Annotated in this window: 27 protein-coding genes; 5 read left to right on the top strand and 22 right to left on the bottom strand. The window is 49.5% G+C overall.

The annotated features are described in order from the left end of the window. Positions 1-11: 11 nt before the first annotated feature. The 4 genes from P0Y67_RS10790 to P0Y67_RS10805 form a co-directional block, all read right to left on the bottom strand. The gene (locus P0Y67_RS10790) at positions 12-593 is read right to left on the bottom strand and encodes a sugar O-acetyltransferase (RefSeq protein WP_161442600.1); all 582 of its coding nucleotides are present in this window, start codon (positions 591-593) and stop codon (positions 12-14) included. Between the two features lie 31 nt (positions 594-624). Continuing rightward, positions 625-1,134: a GNAT family N-acetyltransferase gene (locus tag P0Y67_RS10795; protein ID WP_342391866.1), complete on the bottom strand. Its 510-nt coding sequence runs from the start codon at positions 1,132-1,134 to the stop codon at positions 625-627. Between the two features lie 115 nt (positions 1,135-1,249). Further along, entirely contained in the window at positions 1,250-1,981 is a 732-nt protein-coding gene (gene map / locus P0Y67_RS10800) for a type I methionyl aminopeptidase (protein ID WP_202601888.1), read from the bottom strand. Between the two features lie 28 nt (positions 1,982-2,009). Next, a complete protein-coding gene (locus P0Y67_RS10805) occupies positions 2,010-2,222 on the bottom strand; it encodes a ParD-like family protein (RefSeq protein WP_027251232.1) in 213 nt (70 codons plus the stop codon). Positions 2,223-2,392: 170 nt separating this feature from the next. Here P0Y67_RS10805 and P0Y67_RS10810 point away from each other — a divergent pair, with 170 nt between their 5' ends. After that, positions 2,393-3,559: a glutathionylspermidine synthase family protein gene (locus tag P0Y67_RS10810; protein ID WP_342391867.1), complete on the top strand. Its 1,167-nt coding sequence runs from the start codon at positions 2,393-2,395 to the stop codon at positions 3,557-3,559. Between the two features lie 59 nt (positions 3,560-3,618). Here the strand turns inward: P0Y67_RS10810 and P0Y67_RS10815 are convergent, their stop codons facing one another. The 10 genes from P0Y67_RS10815 to rimK form a co-directional block, all read right to left on the bottom strand. Beyond that, on the bottom strand, positions 3,619-3,912 hold the full coding sequence (locus tag P0Y67_RS10815; RefSeq protein ID WP_342391868.1) for an antibiotic biosynthesis monooxygenase family protein: 294 nt from the start codon (positions 3,910-3,912) through the stop codon (positions 3,619-3,621). Positions 3,913-4,001: 89 nt separating this feature from the next. Next, the gene (locus tag P0Y67_RS10820) at positions 4,002-5,606 is read right to left on the bottom strand and encodes a mechanosensitive ion channel family protein (RefSeq protein WP_342391869.1); all 1,605 of its coding nucleotides are present in this window, start codon (positions 5,604-5,606) and stop codon (positions 4,002-4,004) included. Between the two features lie 147 nt (positions 5,607-5,753). Beyond that, a complete protein-coding gene (locus P0Y67_RS10825) occupies positions 5,754-6,194 on the bottom strand; it encodes an NUDIX hydrolase (RefSeq protein WP_342391870.1) in 441 nt (146 codons plus the stop codon). A gap of 115 nt (positions 6,195-6,309) precedes the next feature. Further along, positions 6,310-6,642 (bottom strand): DUF3332 family protein, encoded by a 333-nt coding sequence (locus P0Y67_RS10830; protein WP_342391871.1) that lies wholly within the window; start codon positions 6,640-6,642, stop codon positions 6,310-6,312. Positions 6,643-6,827: 185 nt separating this feature from the next. Beyond that, positions 6,828-7,223, bottom strand: a complete 396-nt coding sequence (locus tag P0Y67_RS10835; protein ID WP_161442568.1) for a DUF2391 family protein — start codon at positions 7,221-7,223, stop codon at positions 6,828-6,830. A 438-nt stretch (positions 7,224-7,661) separates the two neighbouring features. Beyond that, positions 7,662-9,044: a magnesium transporter gene (locus tag P0Y67_RS10840; RefSeq protein WP_342391872.1), complete on the bottom strand. Its 1,383-nt coding sequence runs from the start codon at positions 9,042-9,044 to the stop codon at positions 7,662-7,664. A 17-nt stretch (positions 9,045-9,061) separates the two neighbouring features. Continuing rightward, complete coding sequence (locus P0Y67_RS10845) at positions 9,062-9,646, bottom strand: mechanosensitive ion channel family protein (protein ID WP_342391873.1); 585 nt, start codon at positions 9,644-9,646, stop codon at positions 9,062-9,064. After that, positions 9,646-10,602, bottom strand: coding sequence for a CorA family divalent cation transporter (locus P0Y67_RS10850; RefSeq protein ID WP_342391874.1), 957 nt, complete (start codon positions 10,600-10,602; stop codon positions 9,646-9,648). Before P0Y67_RS10850 ends, P0Y67_RS10845 begins: the two co-directional genes overlap by 1 nt. 50 nt (positions 10,603-10,652) lie before the next feature. Then, positions 10,653-11,696: a succinylglutamate desuccinylase/aspartoacylase family protein gene (locus P0Y67_RS10855; RefSeq protein ID WP_342391875.1), complete on the bottom strand. Its 1,044-nt coding sequence runs from the start codon at positions 11,694-11,696 to the stop codon at positions 10,653-10,655. Next, positions 11,683-12,588, bottom strand: coding sequence for a 30S ribosomal protein S6--L-glutamate ligase (gene rimK, locus P0Y67_RS10860; RefSeq protein WP_342391876.1), 906 nt, complete (start codon positions 12,586-12,588; stop codon positions 11,683-11,685). The genes P0Y67_RS10855 and rimK overlap by 14 nt, the downstream gene beginning before the upstream one ends. Before the next feature lie 427 nt (positions 12,589-13,015). Here rimK and P0Y67_RS10865 point away from each other — a divergent pair, with 427 nt between their 5' ends. Next, positions 13,016-13,969, top strand: coding sequence for a DUF3187 family protein (locus tag P0Y67_RS10865; protein ID WP_342391877.1), 954 nt, complete (start codon positions 13,016-13,018; stop codon positions 13,967-13,969). Here P0Y67_RS10865 and P0Y67_RS10870 read toward each other — a convergent pair. Continuing rightward, a complete protein-coding gene (locus tag P0Y67_RS10870; protein ID WP_342391878.1) occupies positions 13,941-14,852 on the bottom strand; it encodes a LysR family transcriptional regulator in 912 nt (303 codons plus the stop codon). The genes P0Y67_RS10865 and P0Y67_RS10870 overlap by 29 nt on opposite strands. A gap of 164 nt (positions 14,853-15,016) precedes the next feature. On the opposite strand from P0Y67_RS10870, the gene P0Y67_RS10875 reads away from it, so the two are divergent. Beyond that, complete coding sequence (locus tag P0Y67_RS10875; RefSeq protein ID WP_342391879.1) at positions 15,017-16,111, top strand: HlyD family secretion protein; 1,095 nt, start codon at positions 15,017-15,019, stop codon at positions 16,109-16,111. Continuing rightward, positions 16,104-17,687: a DHA2 family efflux MFS transporter permease subunit gene (locus P0Y67_RS10880; RefSeq protein ID WP_342391880.1), complete on the top strand. Its 1,584-nt coding sequence runs from the start codon at positions 16,104-16,106 to the stop codon at positions 17,685-17,687. Before P0Y67_RS10875 ends, P0Y67_RS10880 begins: the two co-directional genes overlap by 8 nt. A gap of 86 nt (positions 17,688-17,773) precedes the next feature. On the opposite strand, the gene P0Y67_RS10885 is transcribed toward P0Y67_RS10880, so the two are convergent. The 7 genes from P0Y67_RS10885 to P0Y67_RS10915 all read right to left on the bottom strand — a co-directional run bounded on the left by P0Y67_RS10885 (position 17,774) and on the right by P0Y67_RS10915 (position 24,010). Further along, complete coding sequence (locus P0Y67_RS10885) at positions 17,774-19,510, bottom strand: hypothetical protein (protein ID WP_342391881.1); 1,737 nt, start codon at positions 19,508-19,510, stop codon at positions 17,774-17,776. 30 nt (positions 19,511-19,540) lie between these two features. Then, positions 19,541-20,431 carry a hypothetical protein gene (locus tag P0Y67_RS10890; protein WP_342391882.1) on the bottom strand — a complete coding sequence of 297 codons (891 nt, stop codon included), beginning with the start codon at positions 20,429-20,431 and terminating at the stop codon, positions 19,541-19,543. Between the two features lie 6 nt (positions 20,432-20,437). After that, positions 20,438-20,776 carry a hypothetical protein gene (locus P0Y67_RS10895; RefSeq protein ID WP_342391883.1) on the bottom strand — a complete coding sequence of 113 codons (339 nt, stop codon included), beginning with the start codon at positions 20,774-20,776 and terminating at the stop codon, positions 20,438-20,440. A 33-nt stretch (positions 20,777-20,809) separates the two neighbouring features. Beyond that, the gene (locus P0Y67_RS10900) at positions 20,810-21,301 is read right to left on the bottom strand and encodes a methylated-DNA--[protein]-cysteine S-methyltransferase (RefSeq protein WP_237796455.1); all 492 of its coding nucleotides are present in this window, start codon (positions 21,299-21,301) and stop codon (positions 20,810-20,812) included. Beyond that, positions 21,298-22,704, bottom strand: a complete 1,407-nt coding sequence (locus P0Y67_RS10905; protein ID WP_342391884.1) for a DNA-3-methyladenine glycosylase 2 family protein — start codon at positions 22,702-22,704, stop codon at positions 21,298-21,300. The genes P0Y67_RS10900 and P0Y67_RS10905 overlap by 4 nt, the downstream gene beginning before the upstream one ends. Before the next feature lie 127 nt (positions 22,705-22,831). Further along, a complete protein-coding gene (locus tag P0Y67_RS10910; protein ID WP_027251258.1) occupies positions 22,832-23,146 on the bottom strand; it encodes a YbjQ family protein in 315 nt (104 codons plus the stop codon). Between the two features lie 111 nt (positions 23,147-23,257). Continuing rightward, complete coding sequence (locus P0Y67_RS10915; protein ID WP_446728828.1) at positions 23,258-24,010, bottom strand: dienelactone hydrolase family protein; 753 nt, start codon at positions 24,008-24,010, stop codon at positions 23,258-23,260. A gap of 352 nt (positions 24,011-24,362) precedes the next feature. Here P0Y67_RS10915 and P0Y67_RS10920 point away from each other — a divergent pair, with 352 nt between their 5' ends. Beyond that, positions 24,363-24,782, top strand: coding sequence for a YegP family protein (locus tag P0Y67_RS10920; RefSeq protein ID WP_446728829.1), 420 nt, complete (start codon positions 24,363-24,365; stop codon positions 24,780-24,782). The last annotated feature ends 122 nt before the right edge of the window (positions 24,783-24,904 follow it).

Below are 24,904 nucleotides of genomic sequence, written 5' to 3' on the forward strand. Positions count from 1 at the left end.
CTTCTCCCTGATTAGCCGCCGGCCATCACAGCTGAGGGCTCAGACGGTGTGATCTCTCTGACAACACGGCATGGGTTCCCCACAGCAACGCTGTTATCCGGAATATCTCTGGTGACAACACTGCCTGCGCCAATCACACAGTTATGCCCAATACGCACGCCAGGCAACACGGCTACATTGCCTCCCAACCAGACATTGTCACCTATCCACACCGGCGCACCGTCTTCCCCATGCAGCCGCTCAACGGGATCGATAGGGTGAGAGGCGGCGGAAATCATGACGTTAGGGCCAATAAACGCATTCTCACCGATTGTCACTTTGCAGACATCCAGTATGGTCAGGTTATGGTTCGAATAAAAATTAGCCCCCAGCACAATGTTATAACCATAGTCGCAGTAAAAAGACGGTTCCATATGGGCATCGCCGGAAAACTGTACCCTTTCAGCCAGAATCGCCATTCTGGCTTGCGAATCGCGCGGGTCAGCCAGATTAAAACGGTGACACATGACTTTGGCTTCTTGGCGGTCATTAACCAGCTCGGCGTCTCTGCCGCTGTATGCCAGACCCGCGAGCATTTTTTCTTTCTCAGTCATTGATTCAGACACTGTGTACTCCTTTATTTATTCACAGCTCAATGCCATACAGCACAAGCAACCCGCCGTCAGGCAAGGTTTCATGGTTCGTCTCGTAATGGAAACCCAGTCTGGTCAGCAAATCAATGCATTTGCGGTTCTCGGCATCGGTGATGGCGACCAGGCGGTTCAGTGACAGCGCTTCACGGGCAAAAGACAAGATTGCCTGAGCCGCTTCACAGGCATAACCCTGCCCCTCAAAGCCCGGCAAATAGCCGTACCCTAAATCAATGTCTTTCAGCGAATCACGCTTGATCAAGCCGCAAATGCCAATAGGTGTATCATCACTTTTCAAAGCCACACGGTGAAGTCCCAGCCCTTTAGTCTGATACATACTGATGAGCGATGCTTCGAGATAGTTCAGCGCATCCTGACGAGTATGGAGCTGTTTATCGCCGACAAAACGTTTAAAGCCCGGGGTGTTATACAGTTCAAAAATGAAATCAACATCTGCCGCCGTTAACGGCCTGATCGTCAGACGTTCCGTGGTGATTGCTACCATGCTAGTTATTCCGATATTGATGTAACCATGAAGAGCCGGCTATCTGGCAAGGGTTCCGATGTCATCAAACAGCCAGTCAGACGTACCGGGGTCTCTATTGCGTTGGCATTACCCGTCAGTGCTTTTCTTCTTCTCTCAGCGTCAGTACTTCATAACCGGTTTCTGTCACCAGTATCGTGTGTTCCCATTGCGCCGACAGTTTTTTGTCTTTGGTCACCACAGTCCAGCCGTCTTTCTTGGTTTTGGTTTTGTAGGTGCCTTCATTGATCATGGGTTCAATGGTGAATGTCATACCTGGCTGCAGTCGCAACCCGCGTCCTTTCAGCCCATGATGAAGCACCTGAGGCTCTTCATGCATTTCCCGGCCAATGCCGTGCCCGCAATATTCCCGGACCACAGAATAGCCGTGGCTTTCTGCATGTTTTTGAATCGCATAACCTATATCACCCAGTGTCGCTCCTGGCTTCACCTGTGCGATGCCCTGCCACATGGCTTCGTAGGTCGCTTTTACCAGCCGGGACGCACGTGGCTGAACCTTACCTATGCAATACATTTTGCTGGAATCGGCAATGAAGCCATTTTTCTCCAGTGTGATATCGAGATTGATAATATCGCCCTCTTTCAGCACACGGTTTTCATCCGGCATGCCATGGCAAATCACTTCATTGATCGACGCATTCAGGACATACGGGTAATCATACTGGCCTTTACTGGCTGGCCGGGCAGACAATGTATCGCTGATAAAAGCCTCGACCTTATCATTAATCGCCATGGTCGATACACCGGCAGCCACGAAGTCATCCAGCATGGAAAATACCGAGGCCAGCAACCGGCCAGATTCTCGCATCAATTCAATTTCTTGCGCGGTTTTGATATTAATTTTGTTCACTCATTAATTCCTGTACTGATCCCGCGTCACTGAGTAACAGCTTACGAATCAGTTCGTTATATGTCAGTGTCGGATTCATTTCGGCCAGCAGACCCATCTTTATCCAAAACTCGGCCTGAGCATTAATGGAACGCGACATCGTGCTGCTGGCTTTGCGGATTTCCTCATGAAGTTCATCCGATATTTTTACTATCCCCATAGGGTGCCCTGAATGATATACATTGAATAAGCGAAGTGTATACGAAACGTATATTCGCATCAATGTTATGCGATCATGATCCAAGTCGGCCTTTTCAGACACAGGGAATCTTTACTTTTTCATTCGTCCCCCCCGATAATGTCGGCCTGATTGACCATTCGAGCAGTTCTATGATTCAGGTTCCTATTACCCCCCGCCCCAACTGGAAAATGCTGGCAGATGAATTTGGATTTCGTTTCCATACCCTGGAAGGCGAACCCTATTGGGTCGAAGACCGCTACTTTCAGTTCAGTTTGCAGCAGATTGAAAATGAACTGGAAGCGCCCACCGCCGAGCTCCATCAAATGAGCCTGGAAGCCGTCGATAAAGTCATCCGCGATGAAGCCTTACTGAAAAAATTTCAGATCCCGGAAAACATGTGGGATCTGATCGCCAGCTCGTGGAAACAAAAAGCACCCAGTTTGTATGGGCGACTGGATTTTGCCTACGACGGCCGTCACCCGGCAAAACTGCTCGAATTTAACAGCGACACACCAACGTCGCTTTACGAAGCCAGCTTTTGGCAATGGTTGTGGCTTGAAGATCAGGTCAATGCAGGCAAACTGCCAAGACGCGCCGATCAGTACAATCTTATTCAGGAGCTGATGATTCAGCGCATGGCGGCATTAGGCGGCTACCAGCCGGGCCAAACACTGCATTTCGCCTGCTGCCGTGACAGCGTGGAAGACAGAGATACAGTGCAGTATCTTGAAGACTGCGCCAGAGAGGCCGGGCTGAAAATCGCCTTTGTGTACGTTGAAGATATCGGCATCAATCAGGATGGTGAGTTTACCGATCTGGACGACAACCCTATTCGCTGGATGTTCAAGCTCTATCCGTGGGAGTTCATGTTCCGGGAAGAGTATGCCGCGTATCTGCACACCGCCAATGTCAACTGGCTGGAACCTATGTGGAAAAGCATCAGTTCAAACAAGGCCATTCTGCCGCTGATGTGGGAAATGTTTCCGCATCACCCGAACCTGTTGCCGGCCTACTTTGCCGATGATCCCAAAGCCGCGAGCCTGACAGACTTTGTGAAAAAACCGATTTTCAGTCGCGAAGGGGCCAACATCAGCGTGCATCGCTCCGGTGAAATACTGCAGCATGAACCCGGCCCGTATGGCGACGAAGGCTACATAGTCCAGCAATATACCCATTTACCCCGTTTCGGTAACAACCATATGCTGATCGGCAGCTGGTTAATCAATGACGAACCCGCCGGACTGACGATCCGGGAAGATACAGGTTACATCACCAAAGATACCTCGATGTTTATTCCGCATATTATTCTGGATTAAGCCGGCAGGTACAAAAGCGGCGGATGTGTCCGCCGCTTGACCGCGCAATTCGCTATCTCTCACTCATTAAAACTGTACTGCCGCTTCACTTCCACAACCTGCACTGTGTAGGAGGCATACCATTTTTCACGGCCAAATTGCTGGGCCAGTGAATGCTGGCTATCTTTGTGCCAGTTTTGGATATCCTCTTCGGCGTTCCAGTAGGAAATCGCAATTTCCTGATCCCCTTCTGTCACCGCGATAAAATCCAGGCAGCCATATTTTTCAAAGGCCAGATCCCGCATCACTTTGACCATCTCAGCATACTGGCTGTCCTGCTCACCTGTCTTAGCCTTGAAAATCACTGCAAACATTTATCTCTCCTTGATTTTTCATCTGAACATCCATGTCCGAACATCCAAGGTACGGATACGGGCCACAGCCCGTACGTCGGTGTGGGGCATTACGACAGAAGCTGGGCATCAAACGTAGCCGGGACAATTCTGGAGCCTTGCTTTTCGACGATTTCCATAATGCCCAAATGGATTTCCTGAGCGGCCACCTGATACACCGGCAGGCTTTTGGTGCCAATGTACGCAAATACATTGATTTCTAATCCATGCGCACCAAAGCCTCGAAACGTCACCCGCAGCGGCTTTTTATCGACTTTTTCATGATTTTCCAGCAGCTGTTTGATCTCATCAATAATCTGCTTTAACTGCGTGGTCGATGTGCTGTAATCCAGGCGAATATCCGATTTAAAGCGGATCTTTTCCCGCATCGAAATATTTTCGATTTCCATTTCCGATAATTTGGCATTCGGTACATGAATCACGGTTCTGTCTATGGTTCTGATGCGGGTACAACGCAGGCCAATTTCTTCAACCGTCCCCCTAATCCCGCCGAAATTACACAGATTTCCCACTTTTACCGGTGCCGCAGAATAGAGCATCATGGTACCAATGAAGTTTTCCAGTGTTTGCTTGGAAGCCAAAGCCAGGGCAACACCGCCCACGCCCATACCGGCCAGCAAGGCTGTCGCATTGAAACCCTGGTATTCCATCCAGGACAACACAGCAAAGATCAGCAAAATGATACGGATAAAGGTCAGGAAAGGACGAACCATAGCCGCCCCTTGCTTGTTACCGTTGTTGATTAAACGCTCACGGATGATGTACTGAAAAAGCCCAATCGCAGACCAGCCAAGCCACAGGCTGGCACCAAACAAAAGATAGCCATTATTGAGCAAGGCTCTGGCATTGGCCGTCAGTGTCGCGTTCGACAGCAACAGATGATCCAAACCCAGTGCGGTAAAAAACAGCAAAGGCTTGGCGATTAAACCCGCCAAATCGTCTTTCATCTTGATGTCCGTTTTGCGGACCAGCCAAGCCGTGATCAGACAGACTGGCGTCACGATCGCAAATGAGGCTAACAGACAGGTAAAAAGAAACGTCATTTCCCAGAGGCTGAGTTTGAACAGATAACCGTCCGGCACATTCTGGATGAACCATTCAGTCAGCGGACTGTAGCCCAGTTCTTCATACAGACTCGGGACCAGGGCAACCGTGGCATTCGAAACCTTCCAGATTTTGCCCAGCTTTTTGCTTGGGACTTGCTGCAACAGGAGGGAGACTTCGGCATTTTTCACATTGATATTGCCGAACGACTCGCGATAGTCAGGCAACAGATCATCCAGATCCCCTGCCGGGGTATCATCAATATCCTGAAGATTAATCCACAGATTTCGCTCAATGATGGCATGCAGTTTTCTGGCGTATTCTTCTCCATTTCTGGCGCTCATTTCTTTTGGCATGTAACGCAAGTCCAGGTATTTCGCCGCTTTCGTATAGTCCTGTTCGTATACCGCTTCCAGAAAACCTTTCAGCGCACCTCTGGGCGTATCGCGGTCCAGGGAATCTTTGTAATCATAGGCCGCATTCACCGCTTGCCCTGCTGCTGTGGTTGCCGGGTCTGCCGGGTTGCCCAGCAGTATATTGGGGGCCGCAGTTGCAATGAGCGGCACAAAAAAACAGCAAAACAGAAAGGTTCTGAACAAGGTTTGCATCATCTGATGTCCGTCTGAATATCCAAAGCTGACGCGATTTTATAAGCGACTGCTTTCAGAGGCCAGACATTGTTATGCGCTAAATGCACTTACTCTCAAAGGCGCAGAATACAAGTGAGTACGCCACATCACCATCACGCTAAACGGCAACTATGCTGACAACGTCTGCTGAGCCTTCAGCGCCACGTCGGCCACTTTTTCGATGAGATCCGACTGGCTGCTGACAATGTCGGCCACTGACATCCAGCAACAGTCACTGGCATCATCACCCGGCTGCAGATCCCCTTCCACAAAGCGGCAGAGTACAGGCACCAGAATAAAGTGATGGTGGCAGTTACCGCCATCGAACTCGTTCACTTCAACCACTTCCAATAATTGTTCTGCTACTGCTAACACACTGGTCTCTTCTTTCAATTCGCGCACGGCCGCATCACGCAGGCTTTCGCCCGGCCAGACGGAACCGCCGGGAAAGCCCCAGCCACCTTTCTGCGGCTCGTTCTTGCGTTGAACCAGGATGAGTTGATCGTCTCTGTAGGTGACGGCGAGAACCGCCACTTTAGGTGATGAAAACGTGCTGTGTTGCTGGGGCATACCGGGCTTCCGAATACTGTTTCAGGAAGCCCATGATATCGCATGTTTTACGCAGAAAGTACCTGCCGGCCCACAGCCGTTAGCGCCGAGCAGCAGGCTAAGAGGGGCGAATCATTCAGTTCAGCGGTTTGATGGGCGCCGTTTTCAGATCTTCATCAAGCTGATCATTGATCTTGATGTAATCTTCACCTTTAACGTCATAGATAGACTGTTTCTGAGTTACCGCATTTTCGCCGGTCCAGAACTCAATGGGGTTGAGCACCATGTAATCTGCCACTGTGGTCACAGCATAAACCGGTGCCATCGCAATGGTCAGCCCGCCACGGGCGTAACGGTTATCCACCACATCCATATTGAATTTCATGGTTGCATTGGTTGCCGCCATCTGACCCGCACAACCCGTTAATAACGACACCAGAGAGACAGCAACATAAGCCATTTTTTTCATTATTCAATACCCATAAATTAAACAGGGTTTAATGGTAACAAGGTGCGTCGTGATTGAAACCAGCGGTTTGTTATATCTGATATAAGTTCAGCAGACGTTCAGTTAAAAAACATCGTTCAATTTAAGAAAGAAATAGATACAGCCATAAGCTTTGATCGACTGAATGTGTTTGCGAAAAGCGCCCGTCATTCTTTATCGAAACTGTCCACAATGATCGCCCCCATAGAAGCGGGCATGGCAATGATCAATGCCCGTTTGACGGCAACGACCCAATTATCGATGAGCGGGAACTGGTTAAGCGAAAACAGGATCAGGCAAACCACCAGATAGGTGATCAGGTAAGCCCCAAGCACCCGGACCAGAAAGACGGGTACGCGTTTGCGGATATTCTGGCCAAACATAGACTGATAGGCGTACAGACCCATAAAAGCCAGTGTGAGAACCACAAGGACAGACAAATTCAGCAGTGGAAGCGATTCACTCAGTTGCCAGGCTTCTTCAGAAAAGGAAATGGGGACGCCCAGGGCAAAAGCGCCAATAACAATCTGGCCTAAATCTTCAGCGTTGAATTTCCAGTCCATTAACCGCTCCGGTTCTGTTTATTTTGCTTTTGACTATCCCTCCCCCTTTTCAAGGGGGAAGTTAGGAGGGGGTTACAAGGCACAAACCTCAAACCCGTGCCCGATTCACGACCCCCACCCTGACCCTCCCTTGCCAAGGGGAGGGAATCTTCAGTGCTCGCAGCAAACTCGATCAGTCCCTCCCCCTTTTCAAGGGGGAGGTTAGGCGGGGGTTACAAGGCACAAACGTCAAACCCGTGCCCGCTTCACGAACCCCACCCTGACCCTCCCTTGCCAAGGGGAGGGAATATTCAGTGCTCGCAGTAAACTCGATCAGTCCCTCCCCCTTATCAAGGGGGAGGTTAGGCGGGGGTTACAAGGCACAAACGTCAAACCCGTGCCCGCTTCACGAACCCCACCCTGGCCCTCCCCTTGCCAAGGGGAGGGAATCTTCGTGGTTCAGCCCAGCAAAAACAGGCTGCCAAGACCGAGAAAGGTAAAAAAGCCCACCACATCAGTGACTGTGGTCAGTATGACTGATCCCGACAGGGCCGGATCAATCTCGTATTTATCCAGGATCACCGGAATCACGACACCGGCAATTGCCGCAACCACAATATTAATAGTGATAGCAGCGGCGATCACCCCGCCAATCGCTATACTGCTGAACCAGACAGCCGCCACAATCGCGATAACCACCGCCCAGAGCACGCCGTTCAGGCAGGCAACCAGCAACTCCTTCTTGGCCAGCGACCACACGTTACCAAAGGTGATCTGCCCCATCGCCAGACCGCGGATAATCAGGGTCAGGGTCTGGCTGCCGGCAATACCGCCCATTGACGCTACCACAGGCATCAGCACCGCCAGTGCCACCACCTGGCTGAGCGTGGCTTCAAACAATCCGATCGTCCAGGACGCCAGAAATGCGGTCAGCAGGTTAATACCCAGCCACAAGGCACGACGTTTTGCACTGAGCCAGACAGGGGCAAACAGGTCGGTGTCTTCATCCAGACCTGCCCGTGCCATCAGCCTGGCTTCATAGGTTTCCCGGGTAATTTCCATCGCCAGCCGCAGTGTAGCGCGCCCGACAAAGCGGCCGGATTCATCCACCACCGCCATCGCCGCCTGATCCGAGTGTTCAAGACGCTCAGAGGCATCATAAACATCCATTTCCGCTTTCAGGGGAGACGCAATGTCATCTTCCAGACTGTCCACTCTGGCCTGACCATCGGCCGCCAGCAGGACAGGTAATGACACCTCGCCTCTGTAGTGTCCTTTTTTATCAACAATATAGACGCGATCCAGCATAGGGTGATCGGCACGTCGTACGGCACGCAATGCTTCAAAAACACGGGTATTCGGCGTTAACATCACCAGGCTGTGATCCACATAACGGCCGATCTGTGCTTCATCATACTGCTGGCTCTGTTCATACCAGGACTTCTGATCCTGGCTCATCTTCGCCAGCGCAAAATCCACCAGCTTATCTGACAGACTCTGCGACAGTTCAATCAGATCTTCAGCGTCCAGCCCGTGCAGCATAGCCCGAAGATCCGGCATGCTGAGATTGTCGATCAGCACGCCCCGCGCGTCGGAGCGCATAGCAACCAGTACTTCTACCCGCTCTTCCGGGGCAACGGTCTGCCAGAGGGCCAGACGTTCATCAATAGGCAAAGATTCCAGCAGTAAACCCAGCTCTGACGTTTCCAGTACTTCCGAGGCTTCAGAGAATACCCTTTCCTGCTCTTCGTCATGAACCCGGTTAAGATCTTCAACCCACTGACTGAGTTCCTGTTGTGGCAGAAGATCTTTCACCGCTGCTTTGTCTTGTTCTTCATTCATAATTTTTCTTACATTGTTTACTGCTGCGTGCTTGCCTGTGGTGTATCAATCGCCTCAGGCTGCTCATTGTCCGGCTTAGGGTTCACCACAACCTGAGTCAGTTTAATCACGGGTTTTTGCAAAATGATGTTATTGGGATAGGTGACCAGGCTGCCATCGGTGCGCTCAATAATCACATGAAACATGGTGATATCGTTGATCACCCCACTGATATCATCGTCTTTATCCACCACTTTGACCCGATCGCCAATACGGTACGGAAACACAAAAAAGATCAGCACACTCGCCGTCACGTTGCTCAGCATGGACCATTGTGCGAACAAGGCAACACCCAATACCGCAAAGGCCGAAGAGAAAAACAGTGAAATATCACTGTATCCCAGCCCCAGGCTGATCACCGCCACGCTGAACAACACGAAAAACACCACAGACGATAAAACGCGAGAGATAAACCGCACTCTGGCTTCACTCACCATCTTGGTTTTACCCAGCCTGGTCAGCCACAAGTTGATGACACGTTTAGCAATCGTGTAAACAATCAGAAAAACCAGAATAATAAACAGGTTATAAGCCAACCGACTTTGTAGAACGGCTTCTATCATTAAATGAATTTCATCCTTCTGAACAAAATAATCTCAAACACGGTAACCACTAATAAAGCGATACAAAACAGCCAGAATGCAGCGGATGCATCCACGCCGGGCATGCCGCCAATATTAACGCCCAGTAAGCCGGTAAGAAAACTGATAGGCAGGAAAATAATGGAGATCATCGAGATAAGATACGTGTTGCGGTTTACCTTCTCAGACTGCATCTGGCCCAGGTGCTGATTGATGACCTGGATCTGATCGATATAAAAGTTGATTGATTCGTTAATCCGTACCACCAGATCACGGCAGTTAAGCAAGGGCATACGTAAAGAGTCCAAACCCACCATTTCCGATTGCAGCAAATCGTCCAGTGCGTAGCGCTGGGGGGTCAGAAAACGACGAATTTTCAGCAACCGTTTATTCAGGTGAGCCAGTGACTGGCTATCGGCTTCATCCTGATGTTCCGCGTAATATTCGATATCTTCTTCAATCGGGTCAAGAAAGGTTTCGATATTCCGGTTCAGCTTATCAATAATGGTCGCCAGCATGGCCAGCAAGCTCGGCGGGCTGTTGCCTTCTTCACACTGACGTCGCGCCTCAGCAATCGCTCGTGACGGGTATTTACGGGTCGAGATCAGGCAACCTTTAAAGTAAAGAAACCGGATGCTCAGCATGTCGTCCGGATTATTCCCTTCATTTAGATTGATGCCGCGCAATATCAGAAGAAACGTCTCCTCACCCAATTGCTCAAAACGCGGACGTGTATCATCCGCCAGCAAAGCTGAAGTCAGTGACGGTGGCACGCCCACTCTGGATAACCAGTGTTTCAGCCCGGTGGCATCGCGCTGACAGTGATACCAGCAGTCTTTTTCCAGCGTTTCACAATCTTCAAGCGTCAGTTGACGCGGTGTATTCCCTAATTGCCAGCCATCAATAAACCACTCAGTAGCAGGTTCCGAATTGACCATAAAGTGCGCCTCCCGTGCGCAAAAATAAGAATGGTTAGCTCAACATCCCATCAGGTGATATCAACTTCATCACTGACTTCATCAAGGAACGATTCAATTTGTTGCTCGACTTCTGAGCTTGCCCCTTTATTGAAATAGGCAAGGTGAAAAACCGCATCCCCTTCATTAACCAACGGCAGCATTTGCTGGCCGATGACAATGCCGTCTCTGGGCGCAACCATGGTAGCTTCACCGTGGCCGAGCGGTGCACTGATATAAGCCAGTACCTGCCCTTTGGTTACCCGCTCACCCAGCGCCACCACACAACGCACTATTCCGTTCTGTTCGGCCCTCACCCAACTGCTGGAGCGGGCGATAAAAGGCGATGCCTGTTCTTTTCTTCGGCTCACCCGGCGAATCATTCCCAGCATCCGCATCACACCGACGATACCTTTCACCGCCGCAGCAATCACAAGCGGTTCAAACCGCAACGCTTCCCCGCCTTCATAAGTGATAACCGGGATACCGGCGGCATCAGCGACAGCCCGTAGTGAGCCATCGCGAATAGCTGAATCCAGAATCACAGGGGTGCCGAAGGCATGCGCCATTTCAGCACTTTCCTGATCCTCCAGATTCGCCCGCACCTGAGGCAGATTCCCCCGGTGAATGGCACCTGTGTGCAAATCGATAATATGCGTGCATTTTTTAACCACATGTTCACTGAACTGATAGGCCATACGGGCTGCCGTTGAGCCACGTTCAGAGCCAGGAAAACACCGGTTAAGATCGCGTCTGTCAGGCAAATAGCGGGATTTATGAATGAATCCGAACACATTGACGACTGGCACAGCCACCAGAGTACCGTGTAATTTTGACGGATTTACTTTGTTCAGCAGTTGCCTGACGGCTTCTACACCATTTAACTCATCACCATGAATAGCAGCGCTGACCAGCAAAATCGGCCCCTGGTAGCGCCCGTTCACCACATGAACCGGAATATGCAGTGGTGAATGGGTGTATAACTGAGCGGCTTCTAAATCGATGGTGGCAGATTGTCCTGGCGGCACTTGCGTGCCAATAAATTCGATGACTCTGTTTAATCTAGCCTTTACCACTGGTGCCCGTCCTCTGCGGTTTTGCGGTTGATTCTATGTATTTGATTATCATACCCGCGATATCCTTACCAGTCGCTTGTTCAATACCTTCCAAACCTGGGGAGGAGTTCACTTCCATCACCAGCGGCCCACGCTGCGAACGCAGCAGATCCACGCCGGCCACACGCAGCCCCATCACCTTCGCGGCCTGAACCGCTGTCTTACGTTCTTCCGGGGTAATCCGAATTAATGACGCCGAACCGCCACGGTGTAAGTTAGAGCGAAATTCCCCTTCAGCACCCTGGCGTTTCATTGCTGCGATCACTTTGTCGCCGATCACGAAACAGCGGATATCCGCGCCGCCCGCTTCTTTGATGTATTCCTGCACCATGATGTTCGCTTTCAGGCCCAGAAAGGCTTCAATCACGCTTTCTGCCGCCTTGCGGGTTTCGGCCAGTACCACACCTATCCCTTGCGTTCCTTCCAGCAGTTTGATCACCACAGGTGCCCCGCCCACCATTTCAAGCAAGTCGCCAATATCATCCGGCTTACTGGCAAAGCCGGTGATCGGCATCCCCACCCCTTTGCGCGACAGCAATTGCAGAGAGCGTAATTTATCTCTGGAGCGTGTAATCGCGACAGATTCATTGACCGGAAAAACCCCCATCATTTCAAACTGACGCAATACCGCACAGCCATAGAAAGTGACCGAGGCGCCGATACGCGGAATAATTGCATCCAAACCAGATAAATCCTGACCTTTGGAATGGATGGAGGGCTGGTCGGAATTGATGTTCATGTAACAGCGCAACGCATCAATGACCTGTGCCTCGTGCCCACGCTCACGGCAGGCTTCAATCAGACGACGGGTTGAGTACAGCTTTGAATTACGGGAAAGGATACCAATTTTCATTGTCACTCCAAAAAATGCCTAAACAGGTGTTGCACGTCAGAATGGAACAACCGGGACAACGGCTTAGGGTGTCAACCGGTACGCAAGGATGCCGCTCAAAAACTCGTAAAACACTCATGACTGAGTGCCGGCTACGATAGTCTCAGTGTAGTCAATCAGATAACGTTCAGCTTTCTCCGCCTGAGGGTTGCAATTGTGAGGCAAGTTGCACACAAGACATCACTTATACTGCTCTTATCGCAAGTAAATTAATCCTGACTTTATCTGATAACTATATTTCGCTCATGACTATATTTATCTCATGACTATAGTGACAGATTGGTTATATTGCACAACAGCTTAGCGGTCTGCGATAGCAATCAATTGTGATAAAAAACGGATTATCCGACACCCAGAGAAATGAATGACATGCTTTCAGTATCCGGCAGTGACAAGCACTCTCGTCATTGGCTTGTCTGTTTGGCACCCAGCCTTCGCAGCGCCGCCAAATCCGCAGGATTTTGGCCCGCTGAAAACCTATGCTCAATCGCCGCTGCAGTCTAACAGCCTGAGCCCGCAGCTCAGAAACGGTTTTGCGTTACCCGAAGAGACACTGGAATTTTACGCCACGGCGGCCACGGCCAGTATCTGGGCGGAAACCCCTGAATATCGGGCCGATTACTATCAGTCCACGTTCAGCACCGGATTAATGTGGCAAGTCACAGCCGGCTGGCAGCTGGAGCTGGACGCCAGCTGGCGAATTGCCCTGGACAGCCATTTGGATAACCTGACGTTCGGCTTTCATAACCTGTTCGGCATAAGCCTGAACGGCCGTGAAGATGTGCCCAGGCACAGCTTTGATATTTCCATCCCTGAATACGGGGTGGAGTATACAGATTTCAAAGGCGAGACGCTGACACGGACGCTGACCCTGTACAGCGGCTGGCAGATACTGGATCGCCCAAGGGAAGCGCTGTCTATCGGTGCCTCGCTGTATTACAACTATGTAAGCTCAGGCCCGTTCCACAACCATAATCTGGAGCAGGCTTTACAGCTTAATTACAGCTATCATCGTGACCGCCATCGCTTTCACGCCATGTTCGGCGGGGTTTATCGCGATAATCCGGCGGCACTCATTCCTTATAACACGCTGACCTATGCCGCAGCTGCCGGCTGGCAGTATCAGTTCAATGGGCCCCACAGAGTCTTGCTGGAATACCATTATTATGAAGGCGCGTCGGAAGCCACCTCGGCACTGTCAAAAGCGTCCAACGAGATTCTGGCAGGATACCGCTACCATTTTCCCACCAGCGTGGTGGAGCTGATCCTGACTGAAAATGTATTCAATATGGATAACAGCCCGGACGTGGCGATTACCCTTGGCTATCGGCAACGCTGGTGATCACCTCAAAGCGCTCAAGCAAAAAATCAATGAACAGACGAAGCCGGTTCGGGATCAGTTCCCGCTGCGGGTAAACAAAGCTGATCGGCACAACTGGCGACACCCAGCCTGGCAGTATCTGTATCAGTTCACCACGCTCAATGTGCTCCCGACAGATAAATTCCGGCAACAAGGCAATGCCCAGGCCATCCAGACACGCCGACACTGCCGAGGTAATAGTGTTCACCCTGAAACGATACGGCAGTTCAATCTGAACCTGCTGTCCGTCTTTTTCCAGCGCCCAATGCGGTATTCTCACGGCGTTGTAGATTTTGATCTGATGATGCGGCGCAGCCAAATCCGCCGGCGACTCAATGTTTCCGTTCAGCGCGAGATAGTCAGGGCTGGCAACCAGGATCCGCCGTGAGGAATGAAACGGTCTTGCCACCATGCCGGAATCGTTAATGTCACCCACCTGCACGTACAGGTCGACCCCTTCAGCAATCAGATCAACTTCCCGGTTGCTTAACTCAAGGTGCAGGCTGACATGCGGGTACTGTTTCAAAAATGCGTTGATGCTCTTGCCAAACACTTTCTGGCCGACCTCGACAGGCATCACTACATTCAGCCTGCCTCTGATCAAATCCTGGTTTGCCGTCACTTCAAGCTCAGCCTGGCTCGCAATTTCGACCACCTGACGGCACGACTGATAAAACGCTTCCCCTTCATGGGTCAGCACCAGATTGCGGGTGCTGCGTGTCAGCAGGCGCACCGCCAGATCTTTCTCCAGATCCGCTATTTTCCTGCTGATTGTCGATTTCGTAATATCCATTGCCTCAGCGGCCTGCGTAAAACTTCCGCATTCGACCACCTGAGCGAACATCACCATTGCATTTAAATCCATACCACTACCCATTATTCAGAAAGCTGCCAGCAACAATGCGACTCACAACACCACCATTAGTGAAAAATCCGCAACAGTGTTTTCGCTTTTTCCTATCTAATAAACCAATTCATAATTTTTTACAATTCATGCCCCAAACATAAATCACAACAATACGAATTCTCATGACCGAGCAAGCCTCAAAGACATCTTCACGCCTTCCTCTTATTGCTACGCTGACGCTGGGTCTTATCGCCGTGTCGGTGGGAGGATACTGGTACGGCTACGGCCGCTATTTTGAAACCACAGACAATGCCTATTTACAGGGTGAGATCACCAATATCAGCCCCAAAGTGGCCGGCTATATCCAGGCAACCTATGTCAGCGATAACGACAGCGTCGAAGCAGGACAACTGCTGGCCACGATTGACGATCGCGATTATCAGGCCGCACTGGAAAAAGCCAAGGCCAATCTGGTTGTAACACAAGCTGCAGTCGCCCACCTTAATGCCCAGTTTGCGCTGCAGAAAACCGTGATTCGCCAATCCGCCAGCCAGGTCAGCTCGGCGCAGGCAGAGCTGGAACGTGCAAAGCAGCAAGACAGCCGCGCCCGTTCCCTGCTGGCAAAAAACTATTCGTCGCAAGATGAAGTCGACGATGCCAGCTCACACCTGAAAGTCACTGCCGCAGAGCTTGAAGCCGCAAAGGCCAGCCTGCAGGCGGCAAAAGATCAGCTGCTGGTCCTCAACAGCCAGAAAGGTCAGGCGGAAGCTTCGGTACAGGAAGCCAGAGTGCAGGTCAAACAGGCGGAGCTGGATCTCAGTTACACCCGTATTTATGCCCCGGTTGACGGCATTGTCGGCAAACGCAGCCTGAGGATCGGACTGTATGTCCAGCCGGGCATGCCGCTGCTCAGTCTGGTGCCTACCCGGGAAGTCTGGATTGAAGCCAATTTTAAAGAAACCCAGCTTGCCAGCATTCATCAGGGACAGCAGGTGGAATTTGAGCTGGATGCCTATCCGGGTCAGACCCTGGAAGGTGTCGTCGACAGCTTTTCTCCCGCCACCGGGGCAAAATTTGCGTTACTGCCGCCCGAGAATGCCACGGGCAACTTCACCAAAATTGTTCAGCGGGTGCCGGTCAAAATTGTGATCCCACACCCTGAGCAGCTCGCCGGTCAGCTGCTGCCGGGCCTGTCTGTGGTCGCGACCATAGATACCCGGTCACTGTCAGCGCAGGGGGAAGAAACTCTGGCAAAAGCTGAGGTCGCTCATGAGTGAACAGGCTCTGCCTCAGCCAAACCCTGCCCTTGATCAGCGTTCCGAGAGTGACGTCCCGCTCCGGCACTGGATTGCCCTGCTGGGCGGCATGCTGGGCGCTTTCATGGCGATCCTTGATATTCAGATCACCAACTCCTCCCTGAAAGATATTCAGGGCGCGCTGTCCGCTACCCTGGATGAAAGCTCGTGGATTTCCACCTCGTATCTGGTGGCGGAAATGATCGCAATTCCCCTGAGCGGATGGTTATCAACGGCACTGGGGGCTCGACGCTACCTGATTGGCACAACGGTGATTTTCACTGTGTCCTCGCTGCTGTGCTCCATCGCCTGGAGTATGAGCTCAATGATTGCCTTTCGCGCCATGCAGGGCTTCAGTGGCGGCGCGCTGATTCCGATGGCGTTTTCACTGGTGGTCCAGCTGTTACCGGTTCATAAACGGGCCATAGGTATGGCGATGTTCGGCGTCACGGCCACTTTTGCGCCGTCTATCGGCCCGACTCTGGGTGGCTGGCTGACAGAGCATCTGTCGTGGCATTACATTTTTTACATCAACCTGCCGCCGGCGTTGCTGATGCTGGCCATGCTCCGCTATGGCCTGGATGATCAGCCAATGAATATCAGCAGCCTGAAAAATGCCGACTGGACTGGCATCGCGACCATGGCAGTCGGTTTAGGCTGTCTGGAAGTCATGCTGGAAGAAGGAAACCGGGAAGAGTGGTTCAGTTCGCACTTTATCATAGGGTTAACCGTTATCGCCGTCCTGAGCTTAGTGGCGTTCGTCATCAATGAACTGCGGCATCCCAGACCTCTGGTAAACCTGAGGTTGCTCACTAATCCGCACTTTGCGATGTCAGGGCTGGCTTATCTGATCCTGGGCATGGCGTTACTGGGTTCCATTTTTGTTCTGCCCATGTATCTGACGCAAATTCATCATTACAACGCGCTGGAGATCGGGAAAGTGCTGATGTGGATGGGGTTTCCTCAATTATTGCTTTTCCCTTTGATCCCCAAACTGACGCAAGTTGTTAAGCCCAAGTTTCTGGTGGCATTTGGTTTCATCATGTTCGGTATCAGCTGTTATGTGAATACCCACATGAATCAGGATTTTGGCGGACAGCAGATGATACTATCGATGTTACTGCGGGCCATTGGCAGCCCCTTTATCATTGTGCCGCTGTCACTGGTCGCGATGCAGACCATACAAAAGCACCAGACACCGGATGCCTCGACCATCACCAATGTGTTACGTAATCTGGGCGGCGCCTTCAGCATCGCACTGATTGCCACCATGCTGGACAACAAAGCGCGGGAGCATCTGGCTCACATCAAGGCCAGCTTACCCAGCGTCAGTAACGACGCGTGGCATCAACTGGCACAGCAAGCCGGGCATTACCTGCAACAGGGTACCGATCCAACAACCGCGATGCTGAAAGCCAAAGCCAGCCTGGCACAAAGCATGCAAACCGACGCCTACATCATGGCGTATAACGATGTGTTCATGATGATGACAGGCTTCCTGGTCTTTGCCGCCATTTTGGTGCTGTCTTTACCGGATGCAGAGCCGGCTAAGGGTTGACCCATCACAGCTGAGACAACATGTTGTTATCATGTGCGCCTTGTCAATTTGTTCACTGACAGGGCGCTGTCTCGTTAAGCTTATTTTTAAACCTGATCAGGCAATGTCCTGTAAAGCTTCGGGTAACGTTTCTCGGCATTGCGATAGCAGTACATTACATATCCTGTCATAAATAAACTAAAGGCTGTAAATAAAAAATACATTAAACAAGATAATAAAACATCTCTGACCTGACTATCTGATTCTTGCCTGTCATACACATAGACAACAAGTTTTTTAGCATCAGGATCGATGAAACTGACGTTTGCATAGAGTGTGCTTTCCTGCCCATTTAAGTAATTAGATACCAAAAGGCTTACTTGCTCTAACAAAGTATCATAAGTAAGTTTTTCACCTTGAAAACTTTTTATTTCACGCACCAACAACTGACTGAAATCATTTAATGTAAATAAATTTACTCCATGAGGTCTGTAACCGATATCAATATATAGCAAGGCTTCAGACTCTGTTTCAAGTTTAGCTGTATTCAGCCAGTGATAAATCTCTCCCTTCTTATGCTGGATATCATAAATTTCTTTCAGGGCTTTATCCAAAATTACAGCATCAAGTAAGACAATATTATTATCATCAACAACTGATCTATGTATATCCCTCACAATCTTCATCGACACACGTTCAATAACTGATTGGTTATAATCCTCATCTGAAACATATAACTTAGTCTTATCCCCGCTTTGAGATATTTTCATTTCACTCAATCTAATGTTTTGTCCAGCGTCCAGCTTAGACAATTGATTAAAATCAACGGATGTGATGTTTCTCATGCTAAACTCATACATAACTGATTGTTTATGCACACCAAAGGCATAGTTATAAAAATAATCCACACTTAGAAAGATTAAAATAAAAGCAAATATCCCCCAGATCCTGATTGACTTAGCCAGAGATTCTTTCTTTTCTGTTAAGCAAAAGTGCATATTACATTCGTTAATTATTTCGGGATGAAGCCCAAAATATGGAGAATGTTCGATCAAGCCATGAATCGTAGTTATTTCACCATCTTTCAAATTATCCTCAAAGCCACGAATAGGTATACCATTAATTGTCCCAACCTCAGTACGACCTTCCAAAGACATCGAATTATCAAGCGAAAAAGCCCCACTAACTTCATACAACTTCGAGTGTTCATAATTACTTTTAATCTGCCATATCAACATGGGCGAAAGTAAAAGTGCAATGTAAATGATACTCGCGGGATGAAGACCATCTTTCAACAAAAACAGGAATATAAGACAAAATGCCATATAAAAATAAAGTAACAAACACTCATCCTGTGAACTTGGATTGTTCTTTTTCACTCTCGGAAGCGAGTACAGTTTATTTGCTTCATGCAAAACATTAAAATCATTTATTCGCGTAATATAAATTGCATCTTTATAAACAATACCTTCAACATAAGTATCACTCAGTTCATTTAACTTCTCACCGTCAATGTTAGTGATGGCGTCACCAGGATAAAATGCTGATTCAATACGCATTCTGTCAATACATCGATCATACCATCGATTTCTGAAACCTAACCCTAACGGTAAATCATACAGTTTCCCTGAAATAGAAAACACACGATTATCTTTAAACCTTTTTTTATAGACTTTCTTCATTACACTCATGCTCTCTACAGACAAACAATGAGAATGCTTGTTGTTTTCGTAGAGCTCTTTAACTAATTTCTTTTTTTCCTTTCTCCTTTTATAATTAGTCTCAATAGTAGATATAATAATGATAAACTTTAAAACAATAAAAATAAGTTTAATTACATGCATGAATACCTCATATAATTTCTCATAAAACCATTAATTACAACGCTCAACATCATCACGATACGGTGAGGTCTGTGTTTCTAGATCCATGATTTCCTGAGGTGGTAAATATCTGGCAGCACCTTTAAACAAGTCCTTTTTATCACTTGGAATTTTCCCATAAGGGAAAAAATCATTAAATTTATTCATAATTCTTTGTTTGTCACCTTGCAAACAATATATATCAGTTGATGTGACCTTATATTGTTCTAATTCAATAACGGACTCTTCAGGCTCTTCGAAGATATATCCACGGTGATATATTAAAAAATAATCTCTTGATTCATCATGATCATCATGTTCCCTTAAGAAAAATATCTCGTCATACGTACTAATACATTGTGATAACAAATACTTATCTAGATTCGTTCCGCTCAATACCAGCCAGGTCACACCCAGCCCCGCAAATCCTACTAATGCAGACGGACCAATGATAAACACAGCAGCCAGTGAACCAACTGCGGCAACAGCCAGTAACTTTCTTAGGATAGCGTTGCCTGTTTTTGATGAATGGACATGATCTTCAGTAATCAGACCATAACGGCTCAAGATGTAGTGATGACGAAATCTGGGAAATAAAGTAATTTTCCCGACTGTTAAACTTATAAATATCACACCGCCAAGCATGAACCAAGTAAAACCATCGGTGATTGCTTTCATAACATCAAATGATTCACCAATTAAAATGAGAAAAAACATAATCAAACTTAAAATTAATGTCATCAATACCACATAATATTTACGCCGACTCGGATAAGGCTGTTGAAAAGCTATCACTTCCCATTCAATTTTTTCCGGATCCGAATTTATTTCTTCATATAATTCTTTAACTTCTGTTTCTGTTGGTACCTGAGCTTTTGTTAATGGCCTGCTAACCTGTTCCATTTCTCTTTAACCTTCTATGAAAATACGACTCTCTGGTACAAAAACGGGCAACTGTTCCCTGTTCATACAAGGCTTTTGCTTCATCGTAGGTGTACTGGTGGTCATCCCAGAACATGGAATGCCGGGGTGGGTAAGGAAAAATGGGATCTGCCATACTGACGCTCGTCTTGATTGAATGCTGTTTAATTCATGGATTCCAGCAATTTTCGCGCCAATAACCAGCGCTTTATAAATCAGTATGTTACCGGATTGGCAAGACCAGACTTGCCAAGAAGTTGGAAAATTTTCTCGTTTTTTGAACCCGGCATGCAGTTCATTGAATAAAAAGCCGCGCAAAGACAACATAAGGGGCGAGCACCGCCCCATTTACATTGTAAATTACGCCTTGATACTTAATCCTTCATGCTCAAGCAGCCAGCGTTTTTTATCCAGCCCGCCGGCATAGCCGGTCAGGGTGCCGGAGCGGCCGATAATCCGGTGGCAAGGCACCACGATAGGGATTGGATTCTTGCCATTTGCGGCGCCCACGGCCCGGACGGCTTTAGGTCGGGCGATTTGCAGCGCGACATCTGAATAGGAGCAGGTGACACCAAAGGGCACATCCGTGAGTGCCTGCCAGACCTCACGCTGAAAAGCGGTGCCCGGCATGGAGAGGGGCAAATCAAAATGCTTACGCTGGCCGGCGAAATACTCGTTCAGTTGCTGCACACCCAATTCGGTGACGGCGTTACTGACATCGTCAGGGGCGGGCTGTGCGTCGAACTCAATGGTCGTGATAGCCTGATGATCGGCCACCACGGCCAGCCAGCCAATCGGCGTATCAATCCGTTGCCGGAATCGCTGGACAGCGCGCGTCGTGGTTGAGGTCATAACAAACTCCATAAATACAAAGTGAGGTAACTGCGCCAAGGTGCGGCGGCCGTTTCATTAACCGGTTTTTCCAGCGCCGCCAGCGCTTTCTTCACACCTAAATCACCGGAAAGAAAGATATCCGGGTCGCTGTGACCCCGCATGCGCATATAATGGACCGTCCAGGGGCCAATCCCGGACAACGCCAGCAGTTCTTTCTCAGGCGCATCCATACCAAGCGGGTGTGTCTGGGCAAAACCGGCCAGATTTTTCAGGGTTTCCCTGCGTTTCTGTGGCATACCAAGTTGTTGTAAATCCATCTCAAGCACCTGAGCTGGCGTGGGGAAATACTTGAGATCCTCGCCGCTGTCCGGATTCAGCGTGACCAGTTTTTCCACCAGGTTTCGCGCCGCTTTCACCGACACCTGTTGCCCCAGTACCGCACGCATACCGGCTTCAAACGGGCTCCAGATACCGGGCAGGCGTATGCCGACATCCGGCTCTGAAGCTGTCATAGAAGGGGTCGCCTGACAAATCGCGCTTGCGATACGCTCACTGTCCGCATCCAGGTCTAAGCAGCGACGGATGTTTCGGATCACAGGGATCAGGCCACTGAGGTTATCAATCTGAAGATCCACATCGAAACAGCACTTTTCAGGGCAGTGGGTCGCAGTAAAATGTCCCTGATAATGTCCCGTCGCATCACCTGTGCGCGAATAAAAAGTGCGGCCGTAGCTGTTTTCTGTTTGCCATTCCAGCCCGGGAATGAGGCGGGCGGCATAAAAGCCCTGCACTTGTCGCCAGTCATAAGGCGGCCGGTAGGCCAGTTGCAGACGAATGCCCTGCCCCGCCCCTTGCTCGGCTTTACCCTGCTTGCGCAATTGGGAAGGTGAAAGCGAAAACTGCTTTTGAAAACAGTCGTTGAACCGGCGCACGCTGTGAAAGCCGCTGGCAAACGCCACTTCTGTGACGGGCAATCGGGTTTCATGCAGGAGTTTTTTTGCCATCAGGCATTGCTGATACAAGCTGTAAGCTTTGGGTGAGAGCCCTGTGGCCTGAGTCACCAACTGACGCAGATAGCGGTCGGTCACGCCCAGGCGAACCGCAAGATGCTCGGTGGACTGAGACATTAAAGCCCCCTCATCCAGCAGTGACAAAGCACGCTGCACTGTGGCCCCGGTTCCCAGCCATGCCGGGGAACCAGGAGCACTGTCCGGACGGCAGCGCAAGCAAGGACGGTAGCCAGCCTGAGCCGCTTCAATCGCGGTGCGGAAATATTCCACATTCACTTCTTTCGGTGCAGGCGCCGGACAGACCGAACGGCAGTATATGCCGGTGGTTTTCACCGCAGTAAAAAACAGCCCGTCATAGCGGGGATCTTTGGCCAGTCTGGCCTGCTGACATTGGGTTGGCGATAAACTCATACACTCAGCCTGTATTACGCAGACGCAATTTCGTAAATCACATCTCTCTTCATCCATGCGCTAAGTGTACGCCTCTGGCCGGGCAAAACTAGCCAGAATCGGAACTCAATAGGAAGGTAGAACGGGATCAGCTCAGCCTGACCGCTGTGCCGTACACCAGAATCTCAGACGCCCCCTGCATAATAGTGCTGGTTGTAAAGCGCATATTCACAATGGCATCCGCTCCCATATGTTCAGCTTCGGCGATGGCTCTGTGCAAGGCCTCTTCACGGGCCTCCACCAGCATTTGAGTGTAACCTCGAATTTCCCCACCAAAAATGGATTTAAATCCCGCCATGATATCGCGGCCGACATGCTTGGATTGCACCACGCTGCCACTGACAGTCCCCAGCACTTCTTTAATGGGACGATGTGCCACATCCGGTGTTGTTACACATAACATAGAAAGCCCTCAATCTGTGGGACAGAAAATTCTGTCCCATTACTATTATTTCAAAGAAATTAATTTTCAGAACACTGTATTTTCAGAGAAATTTAATTTAAGAGCAATAAGTTACCGCTGTTCACTCAGGTATTCCAGAAATCGTTGCCAGGATTTTTTATCGGCGTCTTCACGGTAACGATCCGATCCGAAAACAGTGAAAGCATGAGGTGCTCCGCTGTACACTATCATCTCATTGTCAATGCCTGCGCCTTCGAGGGATTTATTCAAACTGACAAAATCTTCCATAGTCACGGCTGTGTCGGCCGCACCATGGAATACCAGTACATTGCCTTTCGTCTGGCTGTAATCCTGGCCTTCCGGTGTATCGAGACCACCGTGGAAACTGACAAAGCCTTTCATGTCTGCCCCGGAGCGGGCCAGCTCTAACACTGCGGCGCCACCGAAACAATATCCCATTGCCACCGCATTGGCGGTATTGCCGCCAATCTGCCTGGCTTGTGCAATCGCCCCTTGCATCAGACTGCGCATCTTATCGCGGTTCTGATATAACTCGCCGGTCAGCTTTCTTCGGTCATCCACTTTCTCCGGGCGAACACCGGCACCAAACAAGTCAGCCGCGAACACCGCATACCCTTTATCTGCCAGCATCTGCGCCCGCTTGACTTCATAATCGGTCAGGCCGTCCCAATCGTGGATCATCAGTACCAGCGGCGCATCTTTGGTCGGCGAAATGTAGTAACCCTCGTACTCAGCGCCATCTACTTTATAACGCACTGCTTTGCCTTCATCGGCAACCACAACCGGTGCCATCAGTGCACCTGCCAGTATCGCTGCGGTTCCCAGCACTGCCGTTATTTTCATGCGACTATCCTCATCTTGTTGAAAAACGACTGATTACAAGTGTAGGACAAGTATAAAAACCCGCTAATCGATACACTTAGTTAATCTGAAAGGCCAATATTGCGCTTTACCTCAATACCCCTGACTCAACCGATGAAATTATCGCCAACAACGGCGCCCGTCATCCCCAAAGTTACCCACTGTTTTTGTGGATAAACTTTTTTCTTCTTTCCAAAACAGTCGTTTAAAAAATGCAAATGCCTTTTACGTCAAAATTATGAATCTTTTTTTGCCGGAGAATGTACTGAAGAGTATCGGCTTCACCGATCCAGAAGCAGTGCCACGCACAAGCCCTTTCGGCTGACAATTCGAAATGGCCTTGTTTACGACAAATATCACTCTTTTTTGTGAAAACAGGACTAATCTTTATCTAAATTCACGACACAACAAGGGGTTGGACATGGGCAGTTATGAGCTGAAAAAAGCAAAAAATGATCAGATTTATTTTGTGCTGAAGGCGGCGAATGGCGAGGTTATCCTCAAAAGTGAAATGTATACCACCAAGGCGGCGGCCAATAATGGGATCAAGTCAGTTCAGACGAATTCTCCCCATGCTGAGCAGTACGAACTAAAAGAAGCCGCAAACGGTCAATTTCACTTCAATCTCAAGGCCAAGAACCACCAGGTTATTGGCAGCAGTGAGATGTACAAATCCAAGTCCGGTGCTGACAACGGTATTAAGTCGGTACAGAAGAATGGGCCAACCGACAAGATCAAAGATCTCACTGCCTGAATCCCCGAAGATCTGAGACTTCACTCCGTCATCTCCATTGGCGGGTGCGAATGGAGATGACCCTTTCTGTGGCTTTGGCACGACACTTTGTCATTTTATCTCTGTTCACCCGCACCTGCTGC

This window comes from Photobacterium sp. SP02 (genome assembly GCF_038519165.1).
GTDB lineage: Bacteria > Pseudomonadota > Gammaproteobacteria > Enterobacterales > Vibrionaceae > Photobacterium > Photobacterium halotolerans.